This is a genomic window from Streptomyces sp. NBC_01320 (genome assembly GCF_035974375.1).
GTDB classification, from domain to species: Bacteria; Actinomycetota; Actinomycetes; order Streptomycetales; family Streptomycetaceae; genus Streptomyces; species Streptomyces yanii.
On record NZ_CP108390.1, the window covers coordinates 11,725,157 to 11,746,492 of the forward strand.

General features: G+C 70.0%; 23 protein-coding genes and 3 pseudogenes. 13 read left to right on the forward strand and 13 right to left on the reverse strand.

Features of this window, described 5'->3' with window-relative positions:
* Positions 1-10 precede the first annotated feature (10 nt).
* Together OG395_RS54290 and OG395_RS54295 are read right to left on the reverse strand one after the other, a co-directional pair.
* Entirely contained in the window at positions 11-1,756 is a 1,746-nt protein-coding gene (locus OG395_RS54290; RefSeq protein ID WP_327241196.1) for a sensor histidine kinase, read from the reverse strand.
* Positions 1,757-1,879: 123 nt separating this feature from the next.
* Positions 1,880-2,371 (reverse strand): hypothetical protein, encoded by a 492-nt coding sequence (locus OG395_RS54295; RefSeq protein WP_327241195.1) that lies wholly within the window; start codon positions 2,369-2,371, stop codon positions 1,880-1,882.
* Between the two features lie 432 nt (positions 2,372-2,803).
* Here OG395_RS54295 and OG395_RS54300 point away from each other — a divergent pair, with 432 nt between their 5' ends.
* A complete protein-coding gene (locus OG395_RS54300; RefSeq protein ID WP_327249207.1) occupies positions 2,804-4,954 on the forward strand; it encodes a zinc ribbon domain-containing protein in 2,151 nt (716 codons plus the stop codon).
* Between the two features lie 5 nt (positions 4,955-4,959).
* On the opposite strand, the pseudogene OG395_RS54305 reads toward OG395_RS54300, so the two are convergent.
* Positions 4,960-5,187, reverse strand: a pseudogene (locus tag OG395_RS54305) (ABC transporter permease); the annotation flags it as partial.
* Positions 5,184-6,155 (reverse strand): ATP-binding cassette domain-containing protein, encoded by a 972-nt coding sequence (locus tag OG395_RS54310; RefSeq protein ID WP_327241193.1) that lies wholly within the window; start codon positions 6,153-6,155, stop codon positions 5,184-5,186. The gene OG395_RS54310 and the pseudogene OG395_RS54305, both read right to left, overlap by 4 nt.
* Positions 6,156-6,463: 308 nt before the next feature.
* Between OG395_RS54310 and OG395_RS54315 the strand changes: the two genes are divergently transcribed.
* From OG395_RS54315 to OG395_RS54335, 5 genes and pseudogenes are all read left to right on the forward strand, one after another.
* Positions 6,464-7,102, forward strand: coding sequence for a response regulator transcription factor (locus OG395_RS54315; RefSeq protein ID WP_327249220.1), 639 nt, complete (start codon positions 6,464-6,466; stop codon positions 7,100-7,102).
* 345 nt (positions 7,103-7,447) lie between these two features.
* A complete protein-coding gene (locus tag OG395_RS54320) occupies positions 7,448-8,026 on the forward strand; it encodes an AAA family ATPase (protein ID WP_327241192.1) in 579 nt (192 codons plus the stop codon).
* Positions 8,013-8,384 (forward strand): annotated as a pseudogene (locus OG395_RS54325) (transposase); the annotation flags it as partial. The gene OG395_RS54320 and the pseudogene OG395_RS54325, both read left to right, overlap by 14 nt.
* A gap of 2 nt (positions 8,385-8,386) precedes the next feature.
* A pseudogene (locus OG395_RS54330) lies at positions 8,387-10,026 on the forward strand (Helicase associated domain protein); the annotation flags it as partial.
* A 341-nt stretch (positions 10,027-10,367) separates the two neighbouring features.
* Positions 10,368-11,507 carry a serine hydrolase domain-containing protein gene (locus OG395_RS54335; protein WP_327241191.1) on the forward strand — a complete coding sequence of 380 codons (1,140 nt, stop codon included), beginning with the start codon at positions 10,368-10,370 and terminating at the stop codon, positions 11,505-11,507.
* A gap of 49 nt (positions 11,508-11,556) precedes the next feature.
* On the opposite strand, the gene OG395_RS54340 is transcribed toward OG395_RS54335, so the two are convergent.
* A complete protein-coding gene (locus OG395_RS54340) occupies positions 11,557-11,709 on the reverse strand; it encodes a hypothetical protein (RefSeq protein WP_327241190.1) in 153 nt (50 codons plus the stop codon).
* A 38-nt stretch (positions 11,710-11,747) separates the two neighbouring features.
* Between OG395_RS54340 and OG395_RS54345 the strand changes: the two genes are divergently transcribed.
* The 5 genes from OG395_RS54345 to OG395_RS54360 all read left to right on the forward strand — a co-directional run bounded on the left by OG395_RS54345 (position 11,748) and on the right by OG395_RS54360 (position 13,669).
* Positions 11,748-12,002, forward strand: a complete 255-nt coding sequence (locus tag OG395_RS54345; protein WP_327241189.1) for a hypothetical protein — start codon at positions 11,748-11,750, stop codon at positions 12,000-12,002.
* Positions 12,003-12,038: 36 nt separating this feature from the next.
* Entirely contained in the window at positions 12,039-12,821 is a 783-nt protein-coding gene (locus OG395_RS54350) for an MmyB family transcriptional regulator (protein WP_327241188.1), read from the forward strand.
* A gap of 245 nt (positions 12,822-13,066) precedes the next feature.
* Entirely contained in the window at positions 13,067-13,204 is a 138-nt protein-coding gene (locus OG395_RS58925; protein WP_442818491.1) for a transposase, read from the forward strand.
* A 114-nt stretch (positions 13,205-13,318) separates the two neighbouring features.
* Positions 13,319-13,438 (forward strand): DUF6126 family protein, encoded by a 120-nt coding sequence (locus tag OG395_RS54355; RefSeq protein ID WP_442818725.1) that lies wholly within the window; start codon positions 13,319-13,321, stop codon positions 13,436-13,438.
* A gap of 60 nt (positions 13,439-13,498) precedes the next feature.
* A complete protein-coding gene (locus OG395_RS54360; protein WP_327241186.1) occupies positions 13,499-13,669 on the forward strand; it encodes a hypothetical protein in 171 nt (56 codons plus the stop codon).
* Between the two features lie 70 nt (positions 13,670-13,739).
* On the opposite strand, the gene OG395_RS54365 is transcribed toward OG395_RS54360, so the two are convergent.
* The 7 genes from OG395_RS54365 to OG395_RS54395 form a co-directional block, all read right to left on the reverse strand.
* Positions 13,740-14,108, reverse strand: a complete 369-nt coding sequence (locus OG395_RS54365; RefSeq protein WP_327241185.1) for an ArsR/SmtB family transcription factor — start codon at positions 14,106-14,108, stop codon at positions 13,740-13,742.
* Positions 14,109-14,382: 274 nt separating this feature from the next.
* A complete protein-coding gene (locus OG395_RS54370; RefSeq protein WP_327249218.1) occupies positions 14,383-14,739 on the reverse strand; it encodes a zinc ribbon domain-containing protein YjdM in 357 nt (118 codons plus the stop codon).
* Positions 14,740-14,744: 5 nt separating this feature from the next.
* Positions 14,745-15,194 (reverse strand): STAS domain-containing protein, encoded by a 450-nt coding sequence (locus OG395_RS54375; RefSeq protein WP_327241184.1) that lies wholly within the window; start codon positions 15,192-15,194, stop codon positions 14,745-14,747.
* Positions 15,195-15,243: 49 nt separating this feature from the next.
* Positions 15,244-15,615, reverse strand: coding sequence for an ATP-binding protein (locus OG395_RS54380; protein ID WP_442818490.1), 372 nt, complete (start codon positions 15,613-15,615; stop codon positions 15,244-15,246).
* 50 nt (positions 15,616-15,665) lie between these two features.
* Positions 15,666-16,082 (reverse strand): pyridoxamine 5'-phosphate oxidase family protein, encoded by a 417-nt coding sequence (locus OG395_RS54385; RefSeq protein ID WP_327241182.1) that lies wholly within the window; start codon positions 16,080-16,082, stop codon positions 15,666-15,668.
* Entirely contained in the window at positions 16,082-17,746 is a 1,665-nt protein-coding gene (locus tag OG395_RS54390) for a SulP family inorganic anion transporter (protein WP_442818724.1), read from the reverse strand. The genes OG395_RS54385 and OG395_RS54390 overlap by 1 nt, the downstream gene beginning before the upstream one ends.
* Before the next feature lie 68 nt (positions 17,747-17,814).
* The gene (locus OG395_RS54395; RefSeq protein WP_327241180.1) at positions 17,815-18,156 is read right to left on the reverse strand and encodes an ArsR/SmtB family transcription factor; all 342 of its coding nucleotides are present in this window, start codon (positions 18,154-18,156) and stop codon (positions 17,815-17,817) included.
* Positions 18,157-18,512: 356 nt separating this feature from the next.
* On the opposite strand from OG395_RS54395, the gene OG395_RS54400 reads away from it, so the two are divergent.
* Both OG395_RS54400 and OG395_RS54405 read left to right on the forward strand, forming a co-directional pair.
* Positions 18,513-19,091, forward strand: coding sequence for an IS607 family transposase (locus tag OG395_RS54400; RefSeq protein WP_327241179.1), 579 nt, complete (start codon positions 18,513-18,515; stop codon positions 19,089-19,091).
* Entirely contained in the window at positions 19,084-20,712 is a 1,629-nt protein-coding gene (locus OG395_RS54405) for a transposase (protein ID WP_327241178.1), read from the forward strand. Before OG395_RS54400 ends, OG395_RS54405 begins: the two co-directional genes overlap by 8 nt.
* A 160-nt stretch (positions 20,713-20,872) precedes the next feature.
* On the opposite strand, the gene tnpA is transcribed toward OG395_RS54405, so the two are convergent.
* Positions 20,873-21,301, reverse strand: coding sequence for an IS200/IS605 family transposase (gene tnpA, locus OG395_RS54410; RefSeq protein ID WP_327241177.1), 429 nt, complete (start codon positions 21,299-21,301; stop codon positions 20,873-20,875).
* Between the last annotated feature and the right edge of the window lie 35 nt (positions 21,302-21,336).

Here is a 21,336-nt window from a genome sequence, read left to right on the forward strand (position 1 = left end):
GTCCTCTCGCTCAACGTAGCTCGACCTGCTGGTCGGTAATGATCTTCACCAGTCCTGGATCGCTGCGGTTCAGCTCCTCCTCGACGGTGCGGAAGGTGGCCACGGGGCTGTCGGTCGGCTTGCGGGCACGGTGTCCTTCGTCGCCAGCGTGTTGCCTGACCAGCAGAGCCGGTAGAGGTCGACCTCGGTCAACAGGTCGCGGCCGGATCGGTAGAACTCGCAACGGAGACCGGGCGGTTGAGGTGCGGAACGGGCGTGGTCGGGCGGGTAGGGGTAGGCGTGGGCCGGCAGCAAGGAAGCGAGTTCGGCGCGGGGCCGGCCGGTGGTCAGCTCGTCGAACCGGGACGGCGGCAGCACGCTGGTTGTCAACTGCCAGGCCAGGTAGACGGCTGAGGGTACGAAGAAGGCGGCTGCGACGACAGGAGCCGCGAAGGCGGCGACGGGCGGCATTCCGTACGGAGGCGAGCCGTTTGACGGACTCCGGTACGACGGTGTCCGTACCCGGGTGAGCGGATCCTGCGTGCGGCCCGCAGGGTGCGGGCGCCGTCTCCGGTTGCGGCGTCGGCGTTCCCGGGCAGGCCGCGACCTGGTGCGGGAGGACGGCGGTGACGCGGAATCCACCCTGGTATGGGCCGGTCCACAAGGAGCCGCCGAGTACCGTCACCCGTTCCCTGAGCCCCGTCAGGCCCCGGCCACCGGCGCCGATCATCGGGCCTTCGGCCGCGAACGCCGGCCGGTCGGCCGGCGGAGCGGCGTTCACGACGTTCACGCGGGTACGGTCGGCCTCGTGTGAGATCCGCACCCGGATCTCGCCGTCCGGCGCGTGCTTCACCGCGTTGGTGAGTGCCTCCTGCACCGCCCGGTAGATACCCCGTTGGACCAGGGCGGACAGTATGGGCATCGCCCCGTGCTGCTCCCAGCGCACCGGCACTCCGGAGGCGGCCGCCCGCCCGAGGAGGTCCTCGACGGTGTCGGTGACGGGCAGGCCCGTTCCGGGTTCCGTTCCGGCCGGGTCGTGCAGGACCGCGACGGTCTCGCGCAGTTGCTCCACGGCGTCCGCGATCGTCCCGCGCAGCTCGGCGAGGTCGGTGCGGTCGCGGTCGGTGAGGTCGGGAGAGAGTTCCAGGGCGCCAGCGCACAGGGCGACCAGGCTCAGCGCGTGCCCGAGAGAGTCGTGCATGTCGGCCGCGATGTCCGCGCGTTCGGTCAGCCGCGCCCGTTCCGCGACCAGGTGCTGGCGCTCCTCCAGGCTCCGGGCCAGCCGCCAGCCCTCCCGTACGAGTTCGCGTCGGCCGCGCCAGTGCCGTCCGGCCAGCCAGGGCAGCAGGAGAGCGGCGGGCAGCACAGTCAGCGCGTAGAACCACCACACGGCCTGCGTCCGCAGCACCGCGCACGTCGCGAGATCGACGGCAAGGCAGCTGGCCAGCACCAGGAGCGGGCGCCGTGCCGCGGCGACCCGGGCCCCCAGCAGACAACTCAGGGCGGCCAGCGAGAGAACGTGGGCGTTGGCGGGGGTCGCGGAGTCGGCCATGCCCAGCGCGCACAGCCCGTTGACCAGGACGACCGCGGTCCCCGGCCGGCGGCGGGACAGCGGCACGGCCACCGCCAGGACGGCCAACGGGAGACACAGGTCCTGGACCGGCGAGGGTGCAACGCCCGCGTCCCTGAACCCGTAGCCGGTGGCAGCGGCGAGCACGCTCCACAGGGCCACGTCACCGCACACGAGTCTGGCCGGGGGCATGTGTATGTACGGCATGGTGCGTCGACCGTCCTTCTGGTGGATGTCCTCACCTTTCCGAGTCGATTCTGCGGGACGGGCCCGGACGTCCGGCGCGAAAGCGGGCCCGGCGAGGGCTTCGGGCCGCCACCGGCGTCGGAGTCAGGCGTCCCGTCGACGCAGCACGTACAGGCCGATCAGGTGCGCGGTCGCGGCCCACGCCGCCACGATCAGGACCCCCGTCACCGGCCCGTACGGTGTCTCGGCGGCGGGGCGCATGAAGTGGTCCCCTGCGCCGTGCGGCAGCTGGTCGTTGAGGTCCGCGAGCGTCGGGCCTCCCAGGCCCAGGAGGATGCTGGGCAGCGCCCACAGAAGGGTGACGAGGATCGAAAGCGCGCCTGCCGGATGACGCGTGGCGAACGCCACCCCGACGCTCAGCACAGCGACCAACGCCTCGTAGAGACCGACCGCGAGGACCTGACGGAGGCTCGGGCCGGCCGCGAAGGAGGCCCGTCCGTCGAACCCCACCCAGGCCACCGCCGCGCCCACGACGGCGAACGTGGTGCCGGCGACGAACGCCACCACGGCCGCCACCAGTGCCTTCGCGGCGTGGACCCGGTGCCGCCGAGGAACTGACAGGAGGGAAGCCCGCACGCTGCCCGTCGCGTACTCGGAGGTGACCGCGACCGTGGCCAGGACGACGACGGTGAACTGGACGAGGACGGCGGAGGAGGCCGCCGCGTTCCCGACAGGGTCTTCAACTGTTGGGGGTTTGGCTTAAGCAGGCTGGTTGATGCTGCTTCGCGTTATTGGGACGGTTCCTCGGACTCTCCCACCCGTTTCCTCCTTCCTGGTAACGGTTTCCGCTGTTGTTGTGAGGGGGGTTCCTCCTTCTCTGCGTCGTGGGACGTCGACGATCTTGGTTTCCCCGTGCATTGCGGTGCCCCGGGGTGCGGAGGGCTCGGGCGGATCGACGGGACACGGTAAGGCCGTGTCCTTGTGTGAGGGTCGTTCGTTAGTCCGATCAAAGCGCCGGGGGTGGCCGCTTCGGGGGACTGACCGGGATCGTGCGGAAAAGGAAGGGGGATGGGTGTGGCCAAGTTGATGGCGACGGCCACCTGTACCGCCTTCCGTGGTGTCCTGGAGAGCAGCGGTGAGCGGGTCGGGCAGGGCTTGCTGTTCGAACGGGTGGGGTTTTGGGCCCGGTTGAGTCAGGAGCTGACCGGTGCTCTGGTGGCTTCGCGGTGGGACGAGGACTCCCTGGACGTGCTGGCCGCCGGGGTCGACGAGCGGGGCGAGGCGCTGCCGTCCAAGGGGTGGATGGCGATGCGCCGCCTGGACTGGCCGCAGGCCGTCACACTCCCGGCCGGGGTGTATGTGTCGGACCGGGTGCGCCGCGGTGCCGAGGAGTACGCGGCCAGGACTCTGCGCCTGGCCCTGCACCGGCGCACCATCGTGACCGCGATCCTGGCCACCTGGCCCACCGATCCGAGGCGGCGCACCGAGGCGGAGTGGGCGGCGCTGCGGAAGCTGCTGCCCGCCGGCGTGAGCGGTGCCGAAATCCGCAACCGCACCCGCCAGATCCGTGCGTACGTGACCGAGCACGGGTACCTGCCCGCCGGATTGTGCGTGCTGGAGGGACCACCGCAGGTCGGCGAGTTGGTGCTGCTTGCCGCGATGGACCGCCAGCAGGTCACCCTGGCCAGGGTGGACGAGACCACCGCCCGTTTGCGTCTCAAGCTTCCGCTGTGTGCGGCTCCCGCCTCGGGCCGTGACTGGGCCTGGCACGGGATCGACATCCGCCTGCCCGGCACCGTCACCACGGACGCGGTGCTGCACACCCCCACCCTGCGCCCCACCCGGGCCGGAAGGATCGCGGTGGACCTGCCGCACTCCCGGCCCGCCCCGGCCACCAAAGCGAGCGGGCATACCGTGGCACTCGGCTTCGACTGGGGTGTGGGCACCCTGCTCACCGGCACGCTCGGCCGCCTGACCGGCAAAGGACAGACCCGGCGGGTTCTCACCGACGGGCGGCCCCTGATCTTCGACGCCACCACCGTCAGCGCCGCCCTGCACCGGCTGCGCGGCGTCCGCGAGCACCTCGCCGCCAAGCGCGATCACCACCGGGCCCTCGCGGATGGCCTCGGCTCCCCGCACCTTCGCTGGGGCGAACACCTCGATCGGGCCCGGGTGCTGGAGGTCGAGCACGGGCGGGTGTGTGCCCGGATCCGGCACCTGAACGACGCACTGGCCCGGGCGGCGGCCCGCTGGGCCGTCGACCAGGCGGCAGCGCTCGGCGCGAGCGTCATCTACCTCGAAGACCTGGCCACCCTGGAGGCGCGTGGCCACCGGCGTGGCAATGCCCGCCTGTCGGGGCAGGTGCGCGGCACCGTGGCCCAGGCGATGCGGCACCTGGCCGCGAAGGCGGGCATCGCGGTGGTCACCGTCCCGGCCCGCGGCACCTCCAGGCTGTGCCCCGGCTGCCTGGCCACCCTGACCCACCACCCCGCCCCCGACCGGCTGGCCGAACGCGGCTGGAAATGGGCGCACTGCACCCGGTGCGGGCTGTCCATGGACCGCGACCATGCCGCCGCCCGCCGGATCGTCTCCCGCGGCCTGCTCGCCCAGACCCACACCACCACCGACCCCACCACCCACACCCGCACCATCCGCACCACCGTCGACGGCACCGTGACCCCGGTCCGCCGCCCGAAGAAGACCACCCACCGCATGCGCCGCCAACACCAAGCACAGACGGCCCCGCCCCGCCCGCACGGGCCGAAGACCACCCCGGGCAAGGGTCACCCCACCCCCAGCAGACCCACCGGCCCTGGTGGCCGAGACACCCGGCACGCCGCCCAAGGGCAGGCCCCGGGCCCGAAGACTTCCCGCCGTATGCCCGACGCGCGTACGGTCCCCGCCACCACCCCCACCGGGATGGTCCAGCGTCCGGCGGGGCATGACACCACGACACCCACCCCCACCGGGCCGGTGCCAGGTCATGGAGTACCCGCCCACGCCCGGCCGGAGGAAGACCTTCCTCCACCCGGACGCACGCGGCTCTCACGCAGAACCTGTCGACGACGCACCCGCGCCGCCGAGCGGACCGGCTTCCACCACCTGCACGCCACCGCAGTCCACCCCCTCACCCCAAGGATCGGACCACCGGACGGCAACCGCACACGGCCACGCCGCGCCCGAAAAGCCCGGAAACCACAGGCACACACAGAGTTCTAGAGACGCTGCACCGGATGCTCGTTGATGCGGGCGATCGAAGCGCAGTAGTAGGTGAAAACACCGGTGATCGCAAGGCCCGCCAGAAGACAGAGCCAGGCGGCTCGGACGGACCACAGTTTGGTCCACTCGGCGGCGACGGCCCCGGCGAAACCTCCGGGTGCGCCCCAGCCAGGAGTCTCAGGGACGGCGTGTGGCGGGTCCGCGCGCCTGACGGGTGTCGTCGGGATGGTCACGGTCGTCCCCCTTCATTCGGCGCCGCGAGCGCAGCAGTCGTGTCCGCGGCGCTGCTGCCCGTCGTGTACTCGACGCTGCGTGCGGTCAGGTCCATGTACGCCTGCTCCAGCGAGACCCGAACGTCGCTCAGCTGGTGCAACCGGACTCGGCAGTGGTGGGCCAGGTCACCGATCTCGGCGGCGGTGCGGCCCTCGACGGTGAGTTCGCCGGACCCGGAGGACTCGACGCTCACCCCGTCAGCCGCCATCAGACGCCGCACCAGCGTCGCTCTCTCCTCGGCGTCGGGCACCACGGCGCGCGCCGACGCGGGAGAGGCAGCAGCCAGGAACTCGGTCATGGAGGTATCGCTCAGCAGCCGCCCGCGTCCGATGACGATGAGATGGTCGGCCGTCAGCTGCATCTCGCTCATCAGATGGCTAGAGAGGAACACGGTGCGTCCCTCCGCCGCCTGGTCCCGGACGAGCCCGCGAATCCACCGCACGCCGTCCGGGTCGAGGCCGTTGACCGGCTCGTCCAGGACGAGCACCGGCGGATCGCCGAGCAGGGCACCCGCCACCCCGAGCCGCCCGCTCATGCCGAGCAAGTACGTGCCCGCAGGCCGACGGGCCGCCTTGGCCAGGCCCACCCGCTCCAGCACCTCGTCCACGCGGCGCAGCGGGATGCCGTTCGACCGGGCCTGGGTGACCAGATGCGTGCGGCCGGAACGGGCCGGGTGGACGGCCCGGGCATCCAGCATCGCGCCGACCGAGCACAGCGGCCTGCGCAGGTCCGCGTAGGGGCGCCCGGCGATCAGGGCCTGCCCGCGCGTGGGATGGTCCAGGCCGAGAATCATGCGCATGGTGGTGGACTTCCCGGCCCCGTTGGGGCCGAGGAAGCCGGTCACGCGGCCGGCCCGGACATCGAATGTCAGCTCGTCCACGGCGAGGGTGTCGCCGTAGCGTTTGGTCAGTCCTCGGAGGGTGATCACGGAATTCCTTCGTGTCGGTTACGGACCGCGGAGTACAGCTCGCGAAAGGTGACGGCGGCGGTGACGGGGGCGCACATCGACGTGCGGTCGGCCCGGAGCGGCTGTCCCGTTTCCCGTACGGAAGCGACGCTAGGAGTCCGCGGCGCCCGCTCCCACCGGTCGAACGGCAGCGGCGTCCTGCCTTTCGTCAGGGGTGCCCTCCGCCCCTGGGCGGATCTGCGGCACTCGACGTCCGCACGGCGGCGCACCGGCCGTAGGCTCGCTGCGTGGAAGAGACGACACCCGGCAGTCGGCCGGTCCGGGTCCTTATGGCCGACGACGAGGCGATGGTCCGAGCCGGGGTGCTGGCCGTCCTGGCCAGGGACCCGCACGTCGAAGTGGTCGCCGAGGCGAGCAACGGGCACGAGGCCCTCGCGCTCACCCGCCGGCACCGGCCGGACGTGGTCCTGTTGGACATCCAGATGCCCGGCATGGACGGGCTGACGGCGGTCGCGCGGCTCCACCAGGAGCTGGCCACGGTCGGTGTGATCATGCTGACCACCTTCGGCCAGGACGAGTACATCACCCGCGCCCTGGAAGAAGGCGCCGACGGCTTCCTGCTGAAGGCCGACGACCCGAGGGAACTCCTCAACGGCGTACGGGCGGTGAGCGCCGGTGGCGCCTACCTGTCCCCCAGAGTCGCTGGCCGCGTCATCACCGGGATGCGCGCCCACCGGGCGGCACACCCCCACCGCTCGCTGGAGCGGCTCACGGAACGGGAGCGCCAGGTACTGGCCGGACTCGGGGCTGGGCAGTCCAACGCAGAGATCGCGAGCAGTCTGCACCTGGTCGAAGGCACGGTGAAGGCCCACGTCAGCGCGGTGCTCTCGAAGCTGGGCGCGCGCAACCGAGTGGAGGCGGCCACCGTCGCGTACGAGGCCGGCCTGGCGCCGTCACGCCGCGCCTGACCCGGTGTCAGCGTTCCCCACTGCCGATCCGTCTGAGCTGTTCAGTGCTTCCAGCGACTGTTCTGCCCGGACTGACGACGGGACAGGTTGAGCTGAGGAAGGCGCGGGAGACAGCGACGCAGAAACGGACCCTGTGATCAGCACGTCACGACGTGCCCTCGACCGCTCCCGAGGTATGAGGGAGGGCCGCGGGGGCGATCTGTACGCGGACGTACGCCGCCAGCCGGACCCGGCCGACTAGGCCGTGTATCGGAAGTGGATCAAGTGGTCGACGGCCCGGGGCTATGGGGCGGTGTGGTCATCTACCCTCTCAAGGCCTTGATCGCTGCCACACGGAGGATTCTCATGAACTTGCATCCGGTATCCATCGACCGCGAGCCGGCTGCCGGTGCTGTCCTGCTCACCGGCATTCCCGGGAGCGGTAAGTCCACGGTGGCCGCTGCGCTGGCTGCCCGGCTTGGGATGTCGGCCCATGTTGAGGTGGATGCCCTCCAGCAGATGATCGTCAGCGGTGGCCAATGGCCCTCAACGACCGCGAACGCGGAAGCCGACCGGCAGATCTTCCTGCGGGCCCGCAACGCGTGTCTTCTGGCTGACAGCTTCGTAAGAGCGGGCTTCATCCCCGTGCTCGACGACGTCGTGGTCCGCCGTTCCCACCTTGACTTCTATCGCACGACGCTCACGACCAAGCCGCTCCACATCGTCATCCTGGCTCCAGGCCCGGCCACCGCGTGGCACCGCAACCAAGCGCGGCAGAAGGCCTTGGCTACTGATTGGGCGCCCCTGGACGCGGCGATGCGCGCAGAGCTCAAGCAGGAAGGAACCTGGATCGACAACGCGGCGCAGACACCCGAAGAAACGGTCGAGGCGGTCCTGTCCATGACCGGCCTGGCATCCACTTCCACGATGGATCAAGCTCCGTGATGATCACCGGTCGACGCGTGGAGATCTGACGGATACACAGTGGGTGCGGCTGGAGACGTTGTTGCCCATGAACAAGAAGCCAGGCCGACCGGCGATATGGACGCGGCGACAGCTGATCGACGGCATACGGTGGCGGACCCGGACCGGGACACCGTGGCGGGATGTCCCGGAGCGATACGGCCCCTGGGGCCGGGTGTACGACCTATTCCGCCGCTGGCAGCGGGACGGCACCTGGAAGCAGATATTCACCGACCTGCAGGTCCAGGCCGATGCGAAGCACCTGATCACCTGGGACATCAACGTCGACTCCACCGTCTGCCGGGCCCACCAGCATGCCGCCAGGGCGAGGAAAAGGGGGATCTGCCGAAGTCGTCGATCGATGCGGAGTTCTACGAGCTAGAGGCCGGCCGCCACGTACCCCCGGACCGGGTGTGGTCGGCCTGGCTGTGCGGCGACCACCTCGTCAGCGAACGGCGCGAGGTCCTGCGGCAGTTCGCCAACGGCATCGACGCGGCCGGGCGCCGGGCGCACCGCGCCTTCCTCGCAAGCGTTCGCGTGCTCGGGGAAGGCGTCGACATCACCGGCGAGCGGGGCGTTGAGGCGGTCTGCTTCGCCGACACTCGCGGCTCGCAGGTGGAGATCGTGCAGAACATCGGCCGCGCGCTCCGGCTCAACCGGGACGGAACCACGAAGGTGGCCAGGATCATCGTGCCGGTGTTCCTGGAGCCGGGCGAGGACCCGACCGACATGGTCGCCAGCGCCTCGTTCCACCCCCTTGTAGCGGTGCTCCAGGGCCTCCGCTCGCACGATGAACGACTCCGTCGAGCAACTCGCCTCCCGCGCACTCACCAGCGGACAGCGCAAGGTACACATCCGGCGCGACGAGGAAGGACGGATCGTCGGGACCGGCGGCGAGGGTGACGGCGAGGACCAGGAGCAGGACGACACGCAGGCCGCCGCCGAGGCGGCGCTGCTGCACTTCTCCAGCCCGCGCGACGCGGCGACCATCGCCGCGTTCCTGCGCACCCGGGTCTACCGGCCCGAGAGCCTGGTGTGGCTGGAGGGCTACCAGGCACTCCTCCGCTGGCGGGCCGAGAACGAAATCACCGGCCTGCACGCCGTCCCCTACGACACGGAGACCGAGGTCGGCGTCACCAAGGACTTCCCCCTCGGGAGGTGGGTCCACCAGCAGCGAAAGGCGCTACGGGCGGGCGAGCTGGAGCAGCGGCGCAAAACCCTGCTCGACTTGCCGGAGGCCGGGATGGTCTGGGAGCCCGGCGAAGAGGCGTGGGAGGCCAAGCTCGCCGCGCTGCGGTCCTACCGGCGGGCCACCGGACACCTCGCGCCCCGGCAGGACGCGGTCTGGGGCGAGGGCCAGGCAATGGTGCCGGTCGGACAGTACATGGCCAACCTCCGCCGGAAGGGCGCGAAGAACGGCCTGGGCAAGCACCCGGAACGGGCCGCCGCGCGCGGCGCAGCTCACGGCGATCGACCCGGACTGGGCCTGCCCGTGGCCGCTGGACTGGCAGCGGCACTACCGCGTCCTGGCAGACCTGGTTGACGCCGACGGCCAGCTGCCCGACATCGCCCCCGGCGTGCTGATGGACGGCGACGACATCGGTAAGTGGCTCCAGCAGCAGGCGCAGCCGGGCACCTGGGCGCGGCTTCTGCCCGAGTAGCAGGAGCGGCTGACCACGCTGGGTGTCAGGCCCGCCCATGCGCCGCCTCCCGCCCCGGCGGCCGGGCGTGCGGCGAAGGGCCCGAGCAAGGCGCAGCAGGCGTTCCAGCGGGGCCTGGCGGCGCTCGCGCAGTGGGTGGAGCGGGAGGGCGCGGGCCGGTCGGTGCCGCGCGGCCACAGCGAGGAAATCGCGGTCGACGGCGAGGCGAAGCCGGTGGTCGTGAAGCTGGGCGTATGGGTCTCCAACACCAAGACCCGGCGGGACAAGCTCAGCGCGGAGCAGCTGGACGCACTACGGGAACTGGTCGTTGAGTGGGCATGACCGTCTGCGGGCCGGTGAGGCGCGGCCGAGCCCTCACAGGTGCAAGACGCCAGGGGGTACTCAACCTTGCCGTACCACTGCCAGTTACTACTCGGGGGCGGTCCCGTGCAACGTGCGACCGGCACGGGACCGCCAAGCCCTGCCGTCCTGTCCGAGCCGGGCACTGAAAACCGTACGAAGACACGCTGCCGAGCGCACCCTCAACAGCGCGCAGGAGCGGCCTTCGATACCGCGTATGCCAGCGCGAAGCCAGCGACCGCCGGAACGGTTCCGGTCGCAACCGCGTTGAAGTCGGCGGGCGACCGTGATCGCGGTCCCCCGGGTCGGAGGGAGGAGGGCCTGTGCACACCAGCACAGTGCCGGACAACCCGGCGCAGCGGCGCGTCGGGGAAGTCCTGGCGGAGCTGACGGGATCGGGCGCGGAGGCCGGGGTGCAGGTGGCGGCCTGGTGCGACGGCGAGTTGGTGGTCGACGCGTGGGCGGGGACGGCCGACGTCGCCGAGGGGCGGCCGATGGGGCCGGACACCTTGGTGCCTGCCTGGTCGACCGGCAAGGGCGTGGCGGCGGCCCTGGTCGCGGTGCTGGTGGACCAGGGGGTGCTGGCGTACGACGCGCCGGTGGCGCGGTACTGGCCGCGGTTCGGCGCGGCGGGGAAGGAGCGGATCACCCTGGGGCAGGTGCTCGGTCATATGGCCGGGTTGCCCGGACTGTCGGCGGACGTGACCCCGGAGCGGTTGCTCGACCTGCCGGCCATGGCCGACTGGATCGCCGGGCAGCGGCCGCGGTGGGAGCCCGGTAGTGCGTTCGGTTACCACGCCTGGACTTACGGGGTGCTGCTGGCCGAGATCCTGCGCCGCGCTACCGGCCGGACCTGCGACCAGCTGCTGCGCGAAGAGCTGGCCGGTCCGCTCGGGATCGGTGACGAGCTGCTCTTCCACGTCCCTGAGCACCTGGCGTCGCGGGTGGCCACCTGTTACGACGGCGGCTGGGCAGCGCGGCTGGAGCGGATACCACCCGAGGCGCCGTTCTTCGACTGCGTCCCCCACGGGGTGCTGCCGGTGGCGGAGTTGGGTAACCGCGACGATTTCCGGCGTACGGCACTGCCTGCAAACGGGATCATGACCGCGCGCGCAGCCGCCCGTCTGTACGCGGTGCTGGCCTGCGGCGGTGAGCTGGAGGGTGTACGGCTGCTGTCGGCGGCGACCTTGAAGGAGGCGACCACGGGGTGGGCGAGCGGGGTGGACAGGATGATGGGCACCACCTGCACGATGGGCGGCGGCTTCGTGATCGGGGACAGCGGAGCGAAGCCGGTGCGCCCGGCGGGCGGCTTCGGCCACAGCGGGTCGGGCGGCAGCACGGCCTTCGCCGACCCGGCGCATCGGTTCTCCTTCGCTCTGATCAAGAACCGGATGACCACGCCCGGCCTGGACGCGCGGCTGACAAGCGAGATCCGTACGGCGCTCGGCATCGCGAGCAACTGAGTACCCGCGGGCAGCGGGAACCACGAGATCGTCGCCGGCTCTCGCACGTCTACAACGGCCCGACGATGCTGACCGGGCGCTGGTGGCCGCGCTGGGCGAGCTCGAAGCCGATCCTGTCGGTACCGCGCCGGGAAGGTTCGGGTTCGATGAACCGGAGCTCGCTCTCCACCAGGCAGAAGCCGATCTCGTTCTCGGACGTCATCAACAGGCCCGTACCCGTGCCGAAGCGTCCGCAGCAGCGTGCCCGAACGGTACGGCGGCTGGGCGGCTGCCACCCTCGTCCTCGCACAGAGCGAAGCTCTCGGCCAGCCCCAGTACGCCGTCCAACGCGCCCTTCACGTTTTGGACCACGTCCCCGCTGCCCGGCTCCGCTCCACAACCCGCACCCGCCTCCACAAACTTGCCACAGCGCTCCCCGCCGGACACGCAGCCGACCTCACCGAACGGCTCGGTACTCTCCCCGTAGCCATCGACCACCACGGACACGCCCTCTGAGTCCCTCAGCGACGTTCAGCTCGGCATATCCGCTTTGTGCCCATCCGCGTGTTCGGCAAGAGCGTCGAGCGCGCCGGCGGTGAGCTCTCGATGACGACGGCAACGACGAGTGAGCCCGGCTCAGCGCTCCAGTTCGCCAGGCATGGTGCTCAGCCCGGCACGAGCCGACGGAAGCGGCGCAGTGGCAGTCATCCGACGGGCCAAGTCAACGAGGTGCTGACGCAGGTCAGTATGCTCGTCGGCCGTGGAGCCCGGCTGCACCGGCGCGACGTCCGCCCCAGCATCCTCGGCCTGCTCGAGCGGCTGCCGCAGACGGCCGGCTTCGTGATGTCCGCCGCGTTCGAGGTCCTCGCGTGGAACGACCTCGCGGCCGCGCTCATGGAGGACTTCGCCCCGCTCGACCCGAAGCACCGCAATCTCGCACGCCGGGCCTTCCTCGGGCCGCAGGGCGCCGGTGCGGCGCTGTACGGGGTCTCCGACGCCGCCGAGTTCCGGCTGAGCGTCGTGATGCAGCTCCGCGCCACCCTCGCCCGCTACCCGGCGGATCCCGCAGTGAGCGGCCTCGTCGACGAACTCCGCGACGCCAGCCCCGACTTCGCCCGGCTCTGGGAACGCCACGACGTGCAGGCCGCGCCGATGCTCACCAAGACCTTCCGCCACCCGGCCGTCGGGGAGATCACTGTCAACTGCGACGTGCTCACCCTCACGGACCGCGATCAGTGCCTCGTGCTCTACAGCGCGCCGCCGGGATCCCCCAGCGCCGAGGCCCTGGCCTTGCTGAACGTCCTGGGAACAGAGGCCACTCACTACCTGCCGTAGCGCAACAGCCAGCCACCGTGAGCACCATCGCCGACAGGGCGACTTCCTGATCCGGTCGGCCGGGGTCTCCTCGTCCGACACCGCTACCGGGAGGTGTGCGCCGAATTCGGCCGACGTCTGCCTGGCCTGGGTCTCACCCCCAGGGGCTCTTTGACGAACATCTGGGTCACACCCCCACTGAAGCTTCCCCTTGATCGTGGACACCTGGAGACCGGGACGCGAGAGCCCAGAGGAAGCAGTGCCAGGTGGGAAGCAAGTACACGAATCGGTACTCGGACGAGTATAAGCGGGACGCGATCGAGCTCGTCCGTTCGTCGGGACGGACAGTGACCGAGGTCGCCCGGAGCTCGGGATCAGTTCGGAGTCTCTGCGGGGCTGGGTGAAGAAGGCCCGCGCCGCTCAGGACACCGGATCAGTCCCCGCCGGGCGGGGAGGGAAGGCACACCGTGAGCAACGACAGCAAGGATCAGGCCGCCCGGCAGGAGGGCGGGCGGGACATCGAGTCGTGGAAAGAGAAGGGCGTCGTCCTGCGGGCGTTCTTCTATATCTTCGGCACACACCTGTTCGCGGGATTCATCTGGCTGCTGTTCTATGTGGACCAGCACGCCGACAAGTGAGCGCTGCGACACTGGAGTTGATCAAAAGGACATACTGCCGCCGATGATCACCGTGGTGAGGTGCGAGGACTCGAGCGCATCCTGAGCGGCTACGAGCAGAGCCTGGACCGTGAGCGCCAGACGGCGGGACTGGTCTGGCCTCTGGAGTCGGCCCTTCTCTTCACCGGTCTGAAGGCCATGGCTCTGCCCTGTACGCTCCACCACGCCTGGTGGGACGACTGGCTCCTGTAACTGACTGGGCGCAGCAGGGAGCGGCCGTCTCCCCGCCGCCCAGAGCGCGGAAGAAGATTCCGGCCGCCGTTCACTGAGGCGCTGACCTGCGCCGCTGGGGCACGGTGTCAGGTTCGGCGGCCTTGAGGTCCGCCAGCAGTTCGGCCTGGCCCGTCAGCACGCCGGACAGGATGGTTCGCGCCACCCGCAACAGCTCCGCCACCTGCGGGTTGGTCAGCGAGTAATAGACGGCGGAGCCCTCACGGCGGGAGACGATCAGGTTGGCCCGGCGCAGGACGGCCAGCTGCTGAGAGAGGTGGGCCGCCTCTACACCGATCTCGGACAGCATCTCGGAGACCGCGTGCTCGCGCTGACTGAGGAGTTCCAGCACGCGGATGCGCACCGGGTGTCCAAGGGTTTTGAAGAATTCCGCTTTCAGCTGGTACAGCGGCGCGCTCACCGACGGGTCCCCGCTGCACGCCGGGCCGCCGGACGGCCGGGCCGCCGGATGGGCGCTGTCGTGCGAGTACCGTGCATCGCATCCACCTCAGAAGTCTTCGCCATGGGGACATCATCGCGCCCTCACGCCACGGTCGTGACCTCGGGAATTGTCAAGATTAGCAATGCCGAAAGGCGCGAATGGGAGGTTCGGTGCCCGGTTCCGGGCTGCCCGGATCGCACGGAGCAGCGCGGCGGCGCATCGCTTGTCCGCCGCCGCGTGCCGAGGCGCCCGGTCAGGCTTTCTTGACCACGCTGGACTTGAGCTGCATGGGGCCGAACCCGTCGATCTTGCAGTCGATGTCGTGGCCGTCCACACCGTCCACCAGGCGGATATTGCGTACCTTGGTGCCGGCCTTGATTCCGCTCGGGCTGCCCTTGACCTTCAAGGTCTTGGTCACCGTCACCGTGTCGCCGTCGGCGAGTACGTTGCCGACTGCGTCCCTGATCATCCCGTCGTCCTCGGTGCCGCCGGCCGGTTCGGCGGACGCGGGCGACCACTCATGGCCGCATTCGGGGCAGACCAGGAGCGCGCCCATCTCGTAGGTGTACACGCTGGAGCACTGGGGGCACGGCGGCAGCGTCTCGGTCACATCGCTCATGGTGATTCCTTGCTTGATCGTTCCTGTACATCTCTTACATCAGGCCCCTGGGGTGCCGAACTGCGCCCGGGCCGCGCATCGCTGCGCCACTGCCGCTGCTCCCCAGTCACCGTCTGGTGAGCTGTGAGGGCAGCGTGCAGGTCTGCGTGTACGGGGATCGGTGGCTGCGCGGGGTCGGGGACAAGGGAACCGTCCGCGGGGATCGCTGCCAGCTCCAGGCTCCGGCCCGCGTCGGCGAGCTGTCGGGCGGCCTGGGCGACTGCCACCTGCCCGCCGGTTGACCAGCCGCGCAGTTCGGTCAGGTCCAGGATGACAGGACCGGTGCCACGGGCCAGCACCCAGCCGACCGCACCGGTGAACCGGGCGACGGCTTCGGGGCCCAGGTATCCGGCCAGGGAGAGAACGCCCAGGTCGGGGTGGGTGGTGTAGCGCCACTCAATGGTCATCCGCTGCTGCCTCGGTCTTTCGTGCGGGAATCTTTCCTGCGGGGATCTTTCACAGGGGGAGGGTGATCCAGATGCTTTTGCCCTTGCCGTCCGCGTCGCCCCTGATGACGGCGGTGCCGCCCAGGCCGAGGGTGAGCTCCATGACGGTGTCCAGCCCGCCGCTGGTCGCCCTGGTGCTCGCCGAGAAGAGCAGGGGTTGATAGGGGTGCCGGTCGTGCACGGCGAACGCGAACGTGTCCGGACCGGCCGCGTAGATCACGGTGAGGTTCGGGGACAGCACGGCGGCGTGCTGGACGCTGTTGGTGACTAGCTCGGACAGGATCAGCAGCGCGGGATCGACCGTGGGGTGACGCCTGCTGACGCCCCACTCGGTCAGGACCTGTTCGGTGGTCTCACGCGCGATCCGCACCGCGGAGCCCATCGTGGGCAGGGTCAGTACGTGCCGCCACGGAAGCGTTTCGAGCCGGCCACTCACCGGGCGGCCTCGGCGTGGGCCAGGCGGAAACCTGCGACGGTCTGCGGGCGGATGCGCACGAGGGTGTCGTGCGGCCCGTCCGTCCAGCCGTGCAGGGTGCGGCGGTAGTGGCCTGCCTCGTCCGGATCGGTGATGACCTCGGCAGGGCCGGTCACGGTCACCGTCCAGCCGATGCCGCCTGCCACCTTGATTTCGTGCGCGTGATAGGTGAGCGACGAACGGGAGGCCAGGGCCGCGGCCTGAGCGGGCGTGCGGACGATCAGGCGCCCGTACTCAAGTACGTGGAAGGCCGGGCGGAGCACGGGAACCTCGCCCCGGACGTACACCAGCTGTCCCTGGGCCGCGCTTTCGAGCAACCACAGCGCCTCGGTACCTGGCAGCTCGATCATGCGACCGGAGACGGGCGTGGTCATCAGGGAGCCTCTTCGGTGACGAGTGCGGAGACAGGTGCGGTGACGGGTGCGGCGGGCAGGAGCCCGGCCTGGTGCAGGTGGGCGCGGGCCCCGGCGATCGCCTCCGGTGTGGTGGCGTACTCACGGCCCTCCCGGCGCAGCAGGTCCAGCGCGCCGACCGATTCGAGGGCGCGTCGCTGGCCGGGGCGTATCCCGGAGGTCAGTACGGCGATGCCGCGCCGGTTCAGCTTCTCGACGGCGTCCTTGAGCACCAGGGCCCCGGTGGCATCCATCGTCGTGATCCGCGACATCCGAAGGATCACGACGCGGACGTCGGCGACCTCGGAGAGCTCCAGGAGGAAGCGGTGGGCACCGGCGAAGAACATCGGCCCGTCGATGCGGTAGGCGACGATGTGCTCTGCCAGCAGCGCGTGTTCCTCCTGGCTGTGCTCGCCCTGCAGATCAGCCGTGAAGTCGACCTGGTCCATTCGGGCCTGGTTGGCAACCGCCCTCAGCGCCAGGGCACCCGCGACGACCAGGCCGATGATGACCGCGTAGACGAGGTCCAGGGCAAGCGTGGCCACGGCGGTCAGCACCAGCACGATCGCGTCCGAGCGGGTCGCCCGGACCATCGCCCGCAGTGCGCCGACCTCGACCATGCGGATCGCGGTGGCCAGCAGCACCCCGGCGAGAGCTGCGAGGGGGATCTTGGAGACGAGCGGGGCGGCGGCGAAGACGATGACCGCGAGGACGGCGGCGTGGGTGAGGGCGGCGAGGCGGGATGCCGCGCCGGTGCGGACGTTGACGGCGGTACGGGCGATCGCCGCGGTGGCGGGGACGCCGCCGAACAGAGGAGCGGCCAGGTTCGCGATGCCCTGTCCGAACAGTTCCTTGTCCGGGTCGTGCTTCTGGCCCACCGTCATGCCGTCCGCGACCGTGGCCGACAGCAGCGACTCCAACGCTGCGAGCGCGGCGACCGCTACGGCCGGGGCAAGCAGCGAGCCAAGTGCGGACAGATCGAGGAAGGCCAGCGACGGCGCGGGCAGACCGGACGGCAGGTCGCCGATCGGAGCCGCCGCGTCCAGGTGGAAGAGCTGAGCGGCCAACGTCGCAGCGACGACCCCGACGATCGAGAACGGGATCGTTGGCCGCCACCGGGCACCGAGCAGCATCACGGCCGCCACAGCGAGGGCCAGGGCAGCCGCGGTCCAGTTCGGATTGCGTACGAACTCCTCGACGGCCCGCCAGGTCACCACCAGGACCGTGTCGCCGTCGGGTTTGACGACCCCGAGGGCGTTCGGGACCTGCTGCAAGCCGATCACGCACGCGATGCCGAGGGTGAAGCCCTCCACCACCGGCGCCGGGATGTACCGCATGTACCGGCCGGCCTTCAGCAGGGCCAGCGCGATCAGCAGCACGCCAGCCATCAGCCCGACCGTCAGCACCCCGCCCGGCCCGTGCTGGGCAACGATCGGCACCAGCACCACCGTCATCGCACCGGTCGGCCCGGAAACCTGGAGGTTGGAACCGCCGAACAGCGCTGCGAGCGCACCGGCGACGACGGCGGTGGCCAATCCGGCCTCGGCACCCAGCCCGGAGGAGACCCCGAAGCCGAGCGCGAGCGGCAACGCGACGATCGCCACGGTGAGGCCGGCGAGCAGGTCACGGCGCGGATTGCGGGCCATGACGGCGAAGTCCGCACGGGCAGGCAGCAGAGACCGCACCCGGTCCCACGACCGGGCAAGCGACCCGCTCACCGCGCCGAACCCTCGGCTTCCCGTAGCTCCACGAGAAGCTCGTTCTGCCCGGCCAGCATCTCCGTCAGGATCCGCCGCGCCGCCCGCATCAACTCCGCGACGTCCCCGCCCGCCAGCTCGTACACCACCGTCGAGCCCTCACGGACGGAGGAGACGATGCCCGAGCGGCGCAGCACCGCCAGCTGCTGAGACAGCGCCGAGGGCTCCACCTCGATCGCCGCCAGCAACTCACGGACCGGCATCGGACCGTCCTGCAACAGCTCCAGAACTCGTATGCGGACGGGGTGCCCGAGCATCCGGAAGAACTCGGCCTTGGCCTGATACAGCGGAACCGCCACGGTCGCGGACCCCTTTCGCCACCCCGACGGCCCGGGGCTTCGCTTCGTGCTGCGCCCACGGCTACCTACCGACACAACCAACACAGCATGTAGTGAATTGCCGAATTTCGCAATTCGTAGATTCGTTGAGAAAGCTCGGCTGCGCGAGGAAGGGACCGCTGGTGTCGCAGCGCCATGCAGTGTCCTGTACCTGAAGGAACTGGGCACGCCGAAGCTCCAGCCTCAGGACACCCTGTTTACCGAGCTCGCCTGACCTAACCGCGCTCTCGATCTGTGCCGGGCGGGGTCAGGAACTGCTCTCGACTAAGTGTCCATGAGTGTCCTTCAGGTGTCACGAGTGTCGTATGATCTGGTGTATGAACCTGACGGAATGGGCACGCGCACAGGGGGTCGCCCCGCGTACTGCGTACCGCTGGTTCCGTGAGGGCACGCTGCCGGTCCCTGCGGAGCGAGTGGGGCCGCGCACGATCCTGGTGAACATCGACGCGAACACCTCACCGTCCGTGACCGGTGGCGTGGGCCTGTACGCCCGTGTCTCCTTCCATGACCAGAAGGCCGATCTGGAGCGGCAGACCGCACGCTTGTCGGCATGGGCCGCGAAGGCCGGGCATAAGGTCGTGCGCGTCGAATCCGAGATCGCTTCGGGCATGAACGGCGCCCGCGCCAAGGCCCGTCGCCTGCTGGCCGACCCGGCGGTGACCACGGTAGTGGTGGAGCGCAAAGACCGGTTGGGCCGTATGAACGTCGAACTCGTTGAGGCCGCTCTGGCTGCAACCGGCCGTCGACTCGTTGTGCTGGATGACGGCGAGGTCGAAGACGACCTGGTGCGCGACATGGTGGAGGTTCTGACCTCGTTCTGTGCTCGCCTGTACGGCCGCCGCAGTGCGAAGAACCGTGCCAGGAAGGCACTGGAAGCGGCGGCTGCCGATGGCTGACAAGAAGCAGCTCCGCACCATCGACTTGCCGTTCGTTGCTGTCGGCCCGTCCGGTGTGGCGTTACGCGACCGCCTCAAGCACCTCGCGCCAAAGGACGAGAAGGTGTTGCGTCTGGTCGGCGAGCACCAGGGCCGCCTGGCCTGTCTCGATCTCAAGGCCCGTTGCGAAGCCGGGCACAAGCACGACAACGACGCGTGGGCGTCCCGCAAGCGTGACCTGACCGAGCAGTCGTCGTCGCGTATCGCGGGTGCGATCACGAAGGCCACGCATGACCAGTACGGCCTGGCCCGACGCTGCCTGCTCGCCCATGTCCAGAACCTTGAGGCCGGTATCCGCACGCTGCGACACCGCCTGTCCCTCCCGATCGGGGAGAAAGGCAGCAAGCGGGGGCCGGGCGGGTACCGGTCCAAGGGCGAGTGGTTCCACAAGTCCCGCCGCCTGGCCACCCTGGAACACCGCCTCGACGTGGCCCGCGACGACTGGAAGACCGGACATGTCCGTGTCGTTCGCGGCGGCCGGCGGCTGCTCAAGAACCGGCACAACCTTCAGGCCGCGCAGCTCACCGAGCGCGAGTGGCGTCAGCGTTGGGAGGCTGAGCGCTGGTTCCTCGCCGCGGACGGCGAGTCCGGAAAACGCTTCGGGAACGAGACGATCCGCGTCACTCCTGACGGCGAAGTGTCGATCAAGATGCCCGCCCCGCTCGCCCACCTGGCCAACAGTAAGCATGGCCGGTACGTTCTTGCCTCCAAGGTCGCGTTCGCGCACCGTGGGGACGAGTGGCGCGACCGCACCGAGGCCAACCGTGCCGTCGCCTACCGCATCCACTACCACGTTGAGCGGGGCCGCTGGTATCTCACCGCTTCGTGGACCAGGCCCGCCGTGCAGACGATGCCGCCGGCCACCGCCCGCGCCAAGGGCATGGTCGGCGTCGACACGAACGCCGACCACTTCGCCGCCTACCGGCTCGACCGGCACGGCAACCCGGTCGGCGACCCGCGCCGCTTCCACTACGACCTGTCCGGCACCGCCGACCACCGCGACGCCCAGATCCGGCACGCTCTCACCCGCCTCCTGCACTGGACCAAGCAGACCGGCGCGCAGGCGATCGGCATCGAAAACCTGGACTTCGCCGCCGAGAAGACCCGCGAGAAGCACGGCCGCAAGAAGCGGTTCCGGCAACTCATCTGCGGTATGCCTACCGGCAAGCTCAAGGCCCGCATCGTCTCCATGGCCGCCGAACACGGCATCGCGATCGTCGCCGTCGACCCGGCATACACCTCGATGTGGGGCGACCAGCACTGGCGCAAGCCCCTGATCAGCATGACTCGCCATGACGCCGCCTCGGTGGCCATTGGCAGACGCGCCCTCGGGCACCCGATCCGGCGACGGACGGCACCGCCCCAGCATCACCAGAGTGATGGTGCTGGGCATCGGACCCTCCAGGCCGATCATGGTGACCGAGGGCGTGAGGAAACCCGCCGCCCCGTCGCGGAGCGTGCACACGATGCGCGTCACCGGACAGGGACAACGAGAACGCGGGGGACCAGCGCATCCAAAACCGTTCGGGATGCGCGCAGTTCCGGGACGTGGGTACAAGGCTCACTCCTGGACACTGTTTAGGAACGGTGTCTAGGAGGAGGGCGGAGGCCTGGACGGCGCCGTCCATCCGTCTTCTTCGGAGGGAATCCCCGTCTTCAGGCGGGGAGGGAATCCGATCCTGAACCCTGCGGCGCGGAGCGCCGCAGTTTCGCTCCGGAGTGCCTCGCCCGCGGAGCCGCGCTCAGTCGGGCCGCTTCTGGTTCTCGATGTAGTCCTTCACCATCTGGAGTGGTGCGCCGCCGCATGATCCGGCGAAGTAGGAGCCGGACCAGAAGCGGCCGTGCATGGTTGCGCGGTTGATGCGGTCGGGGAACTCGGCGCGCAGGTAGCGTGAGCTGACGCCCTTGAGGCTGTTGACCAGGCTGGAGAGGGCGACTTTCGGGGGGTAGTGCACGAGCAGGTGCACGTGGCCTTCTTCGCCGTTGAACTCGATCAGGTCGGTCCCGAAGTCGGTACAGACGTTCCGCATGATCTCCTCGCAGCGCGTCAGCATCTCGTCATTGAAGACGTTGCACCGATATTTGGTGACGAACACCAAATGTGCGTGAAGGTTGTAAACTACGTGACGGCCGCGCCGCACATCGGGGTTGGGTTCCCAGCGTGGTGACATGCACCAAGTCTAGTGCGGTCGATGGAATCGACGCG

What these genes read in the sequence shown, in the direction of transcription:
- OG395_RS54400 (WP_327241179.1), top strand. Translation starts at nt 18,513, where the DNA reads ATGAACCTGACGGAATGGGCACGCGCACAGGGGGTCGCCCCGCGTACT.
- OG395_RS54380 (WP_442818490.1), bottom strand. Translation starts at nt 15,615, where the DNA reads ATGGGCTCCGCGGTGCGGATCGCGCGTGAGACCACCGAACAGGTCCTG.
- OG395_RS54300 (WP_327249207.1), top strand. Translation starts at nt 2,804, where the DNA reads ATGGGTGTGGCCAAGTTGATGGCGACGGCCACCTGTACCGCCTTCCGT.
- OG395_RS54340 (WP_327241190.1), bottom strand. Translation starts at nt 11,709, where the DNA reads ATGACGTCCGAGAACGAGATCGGCTTCTGCCTGGTGGAGAGCGAGCTC.
- OG395_RS54375 (WP_327241184.1), bottom strand. Translation starts at nt 15,194, where the DNA reads ATGACCATTGAGTGGCGCTACACCACCCACCCCGACCTGGGCGTTCTC.
- OG395_RS54405 (WP_327241178.1), top strand. Translation starts at nt 19,084, where the DNA reads ATGGCTGACAAGAAGCAGCTCCGCACCATCGACTTGCCGTTCGTTGCT.
- tnpA (WP_327241177.1), bottom strand. Translation starts at nt 21,301, where the DNA reads ATGTCACCACGCTGGGAACCCAACCCCGATGTGCGGCGCGGCCGTCAC.
- OG395_RS54320 (WP_327241192.1), top strand. Translation starts at nt 7,448, where the DNA reads ATGAACTTGCATCCGGTATCCATCGACCGCGAGCCGGCTGCCGGTGCT.
- OG395_RS54390 (WP_442818724.1), bottom strand. Translation starts at nt 17,746, where the DNA reads ATGGCCCGCAATCCGCGCCGTGACCTGCTCGCCGGCCTCACCGTGGCG.
- OG395_RS54315 (WP_327249220.1), top strand. Translation starts at nt 6,464, where the DNA reads ATGGCCGACGACGAGGCGATGGTCCGAGCCGGGGTGCTGGCCGTCCTG.
- OG395_RS54385 (WP_327241182.1), bottom strand. Translation starts at nt 16,082, where the DNA reads ATGACCACGCCCGTCTCCGGTCGCATGATCGAGCTGCCAGGTACCGAG.
- OG395_RS54290 (WP_327241196.1), bottom strand. Translation starts at nt 1,756, where the DNA reads ATGCCGTACATACACATGCCCCCGGCCAGACTCGTGTGCGGTGACGTG.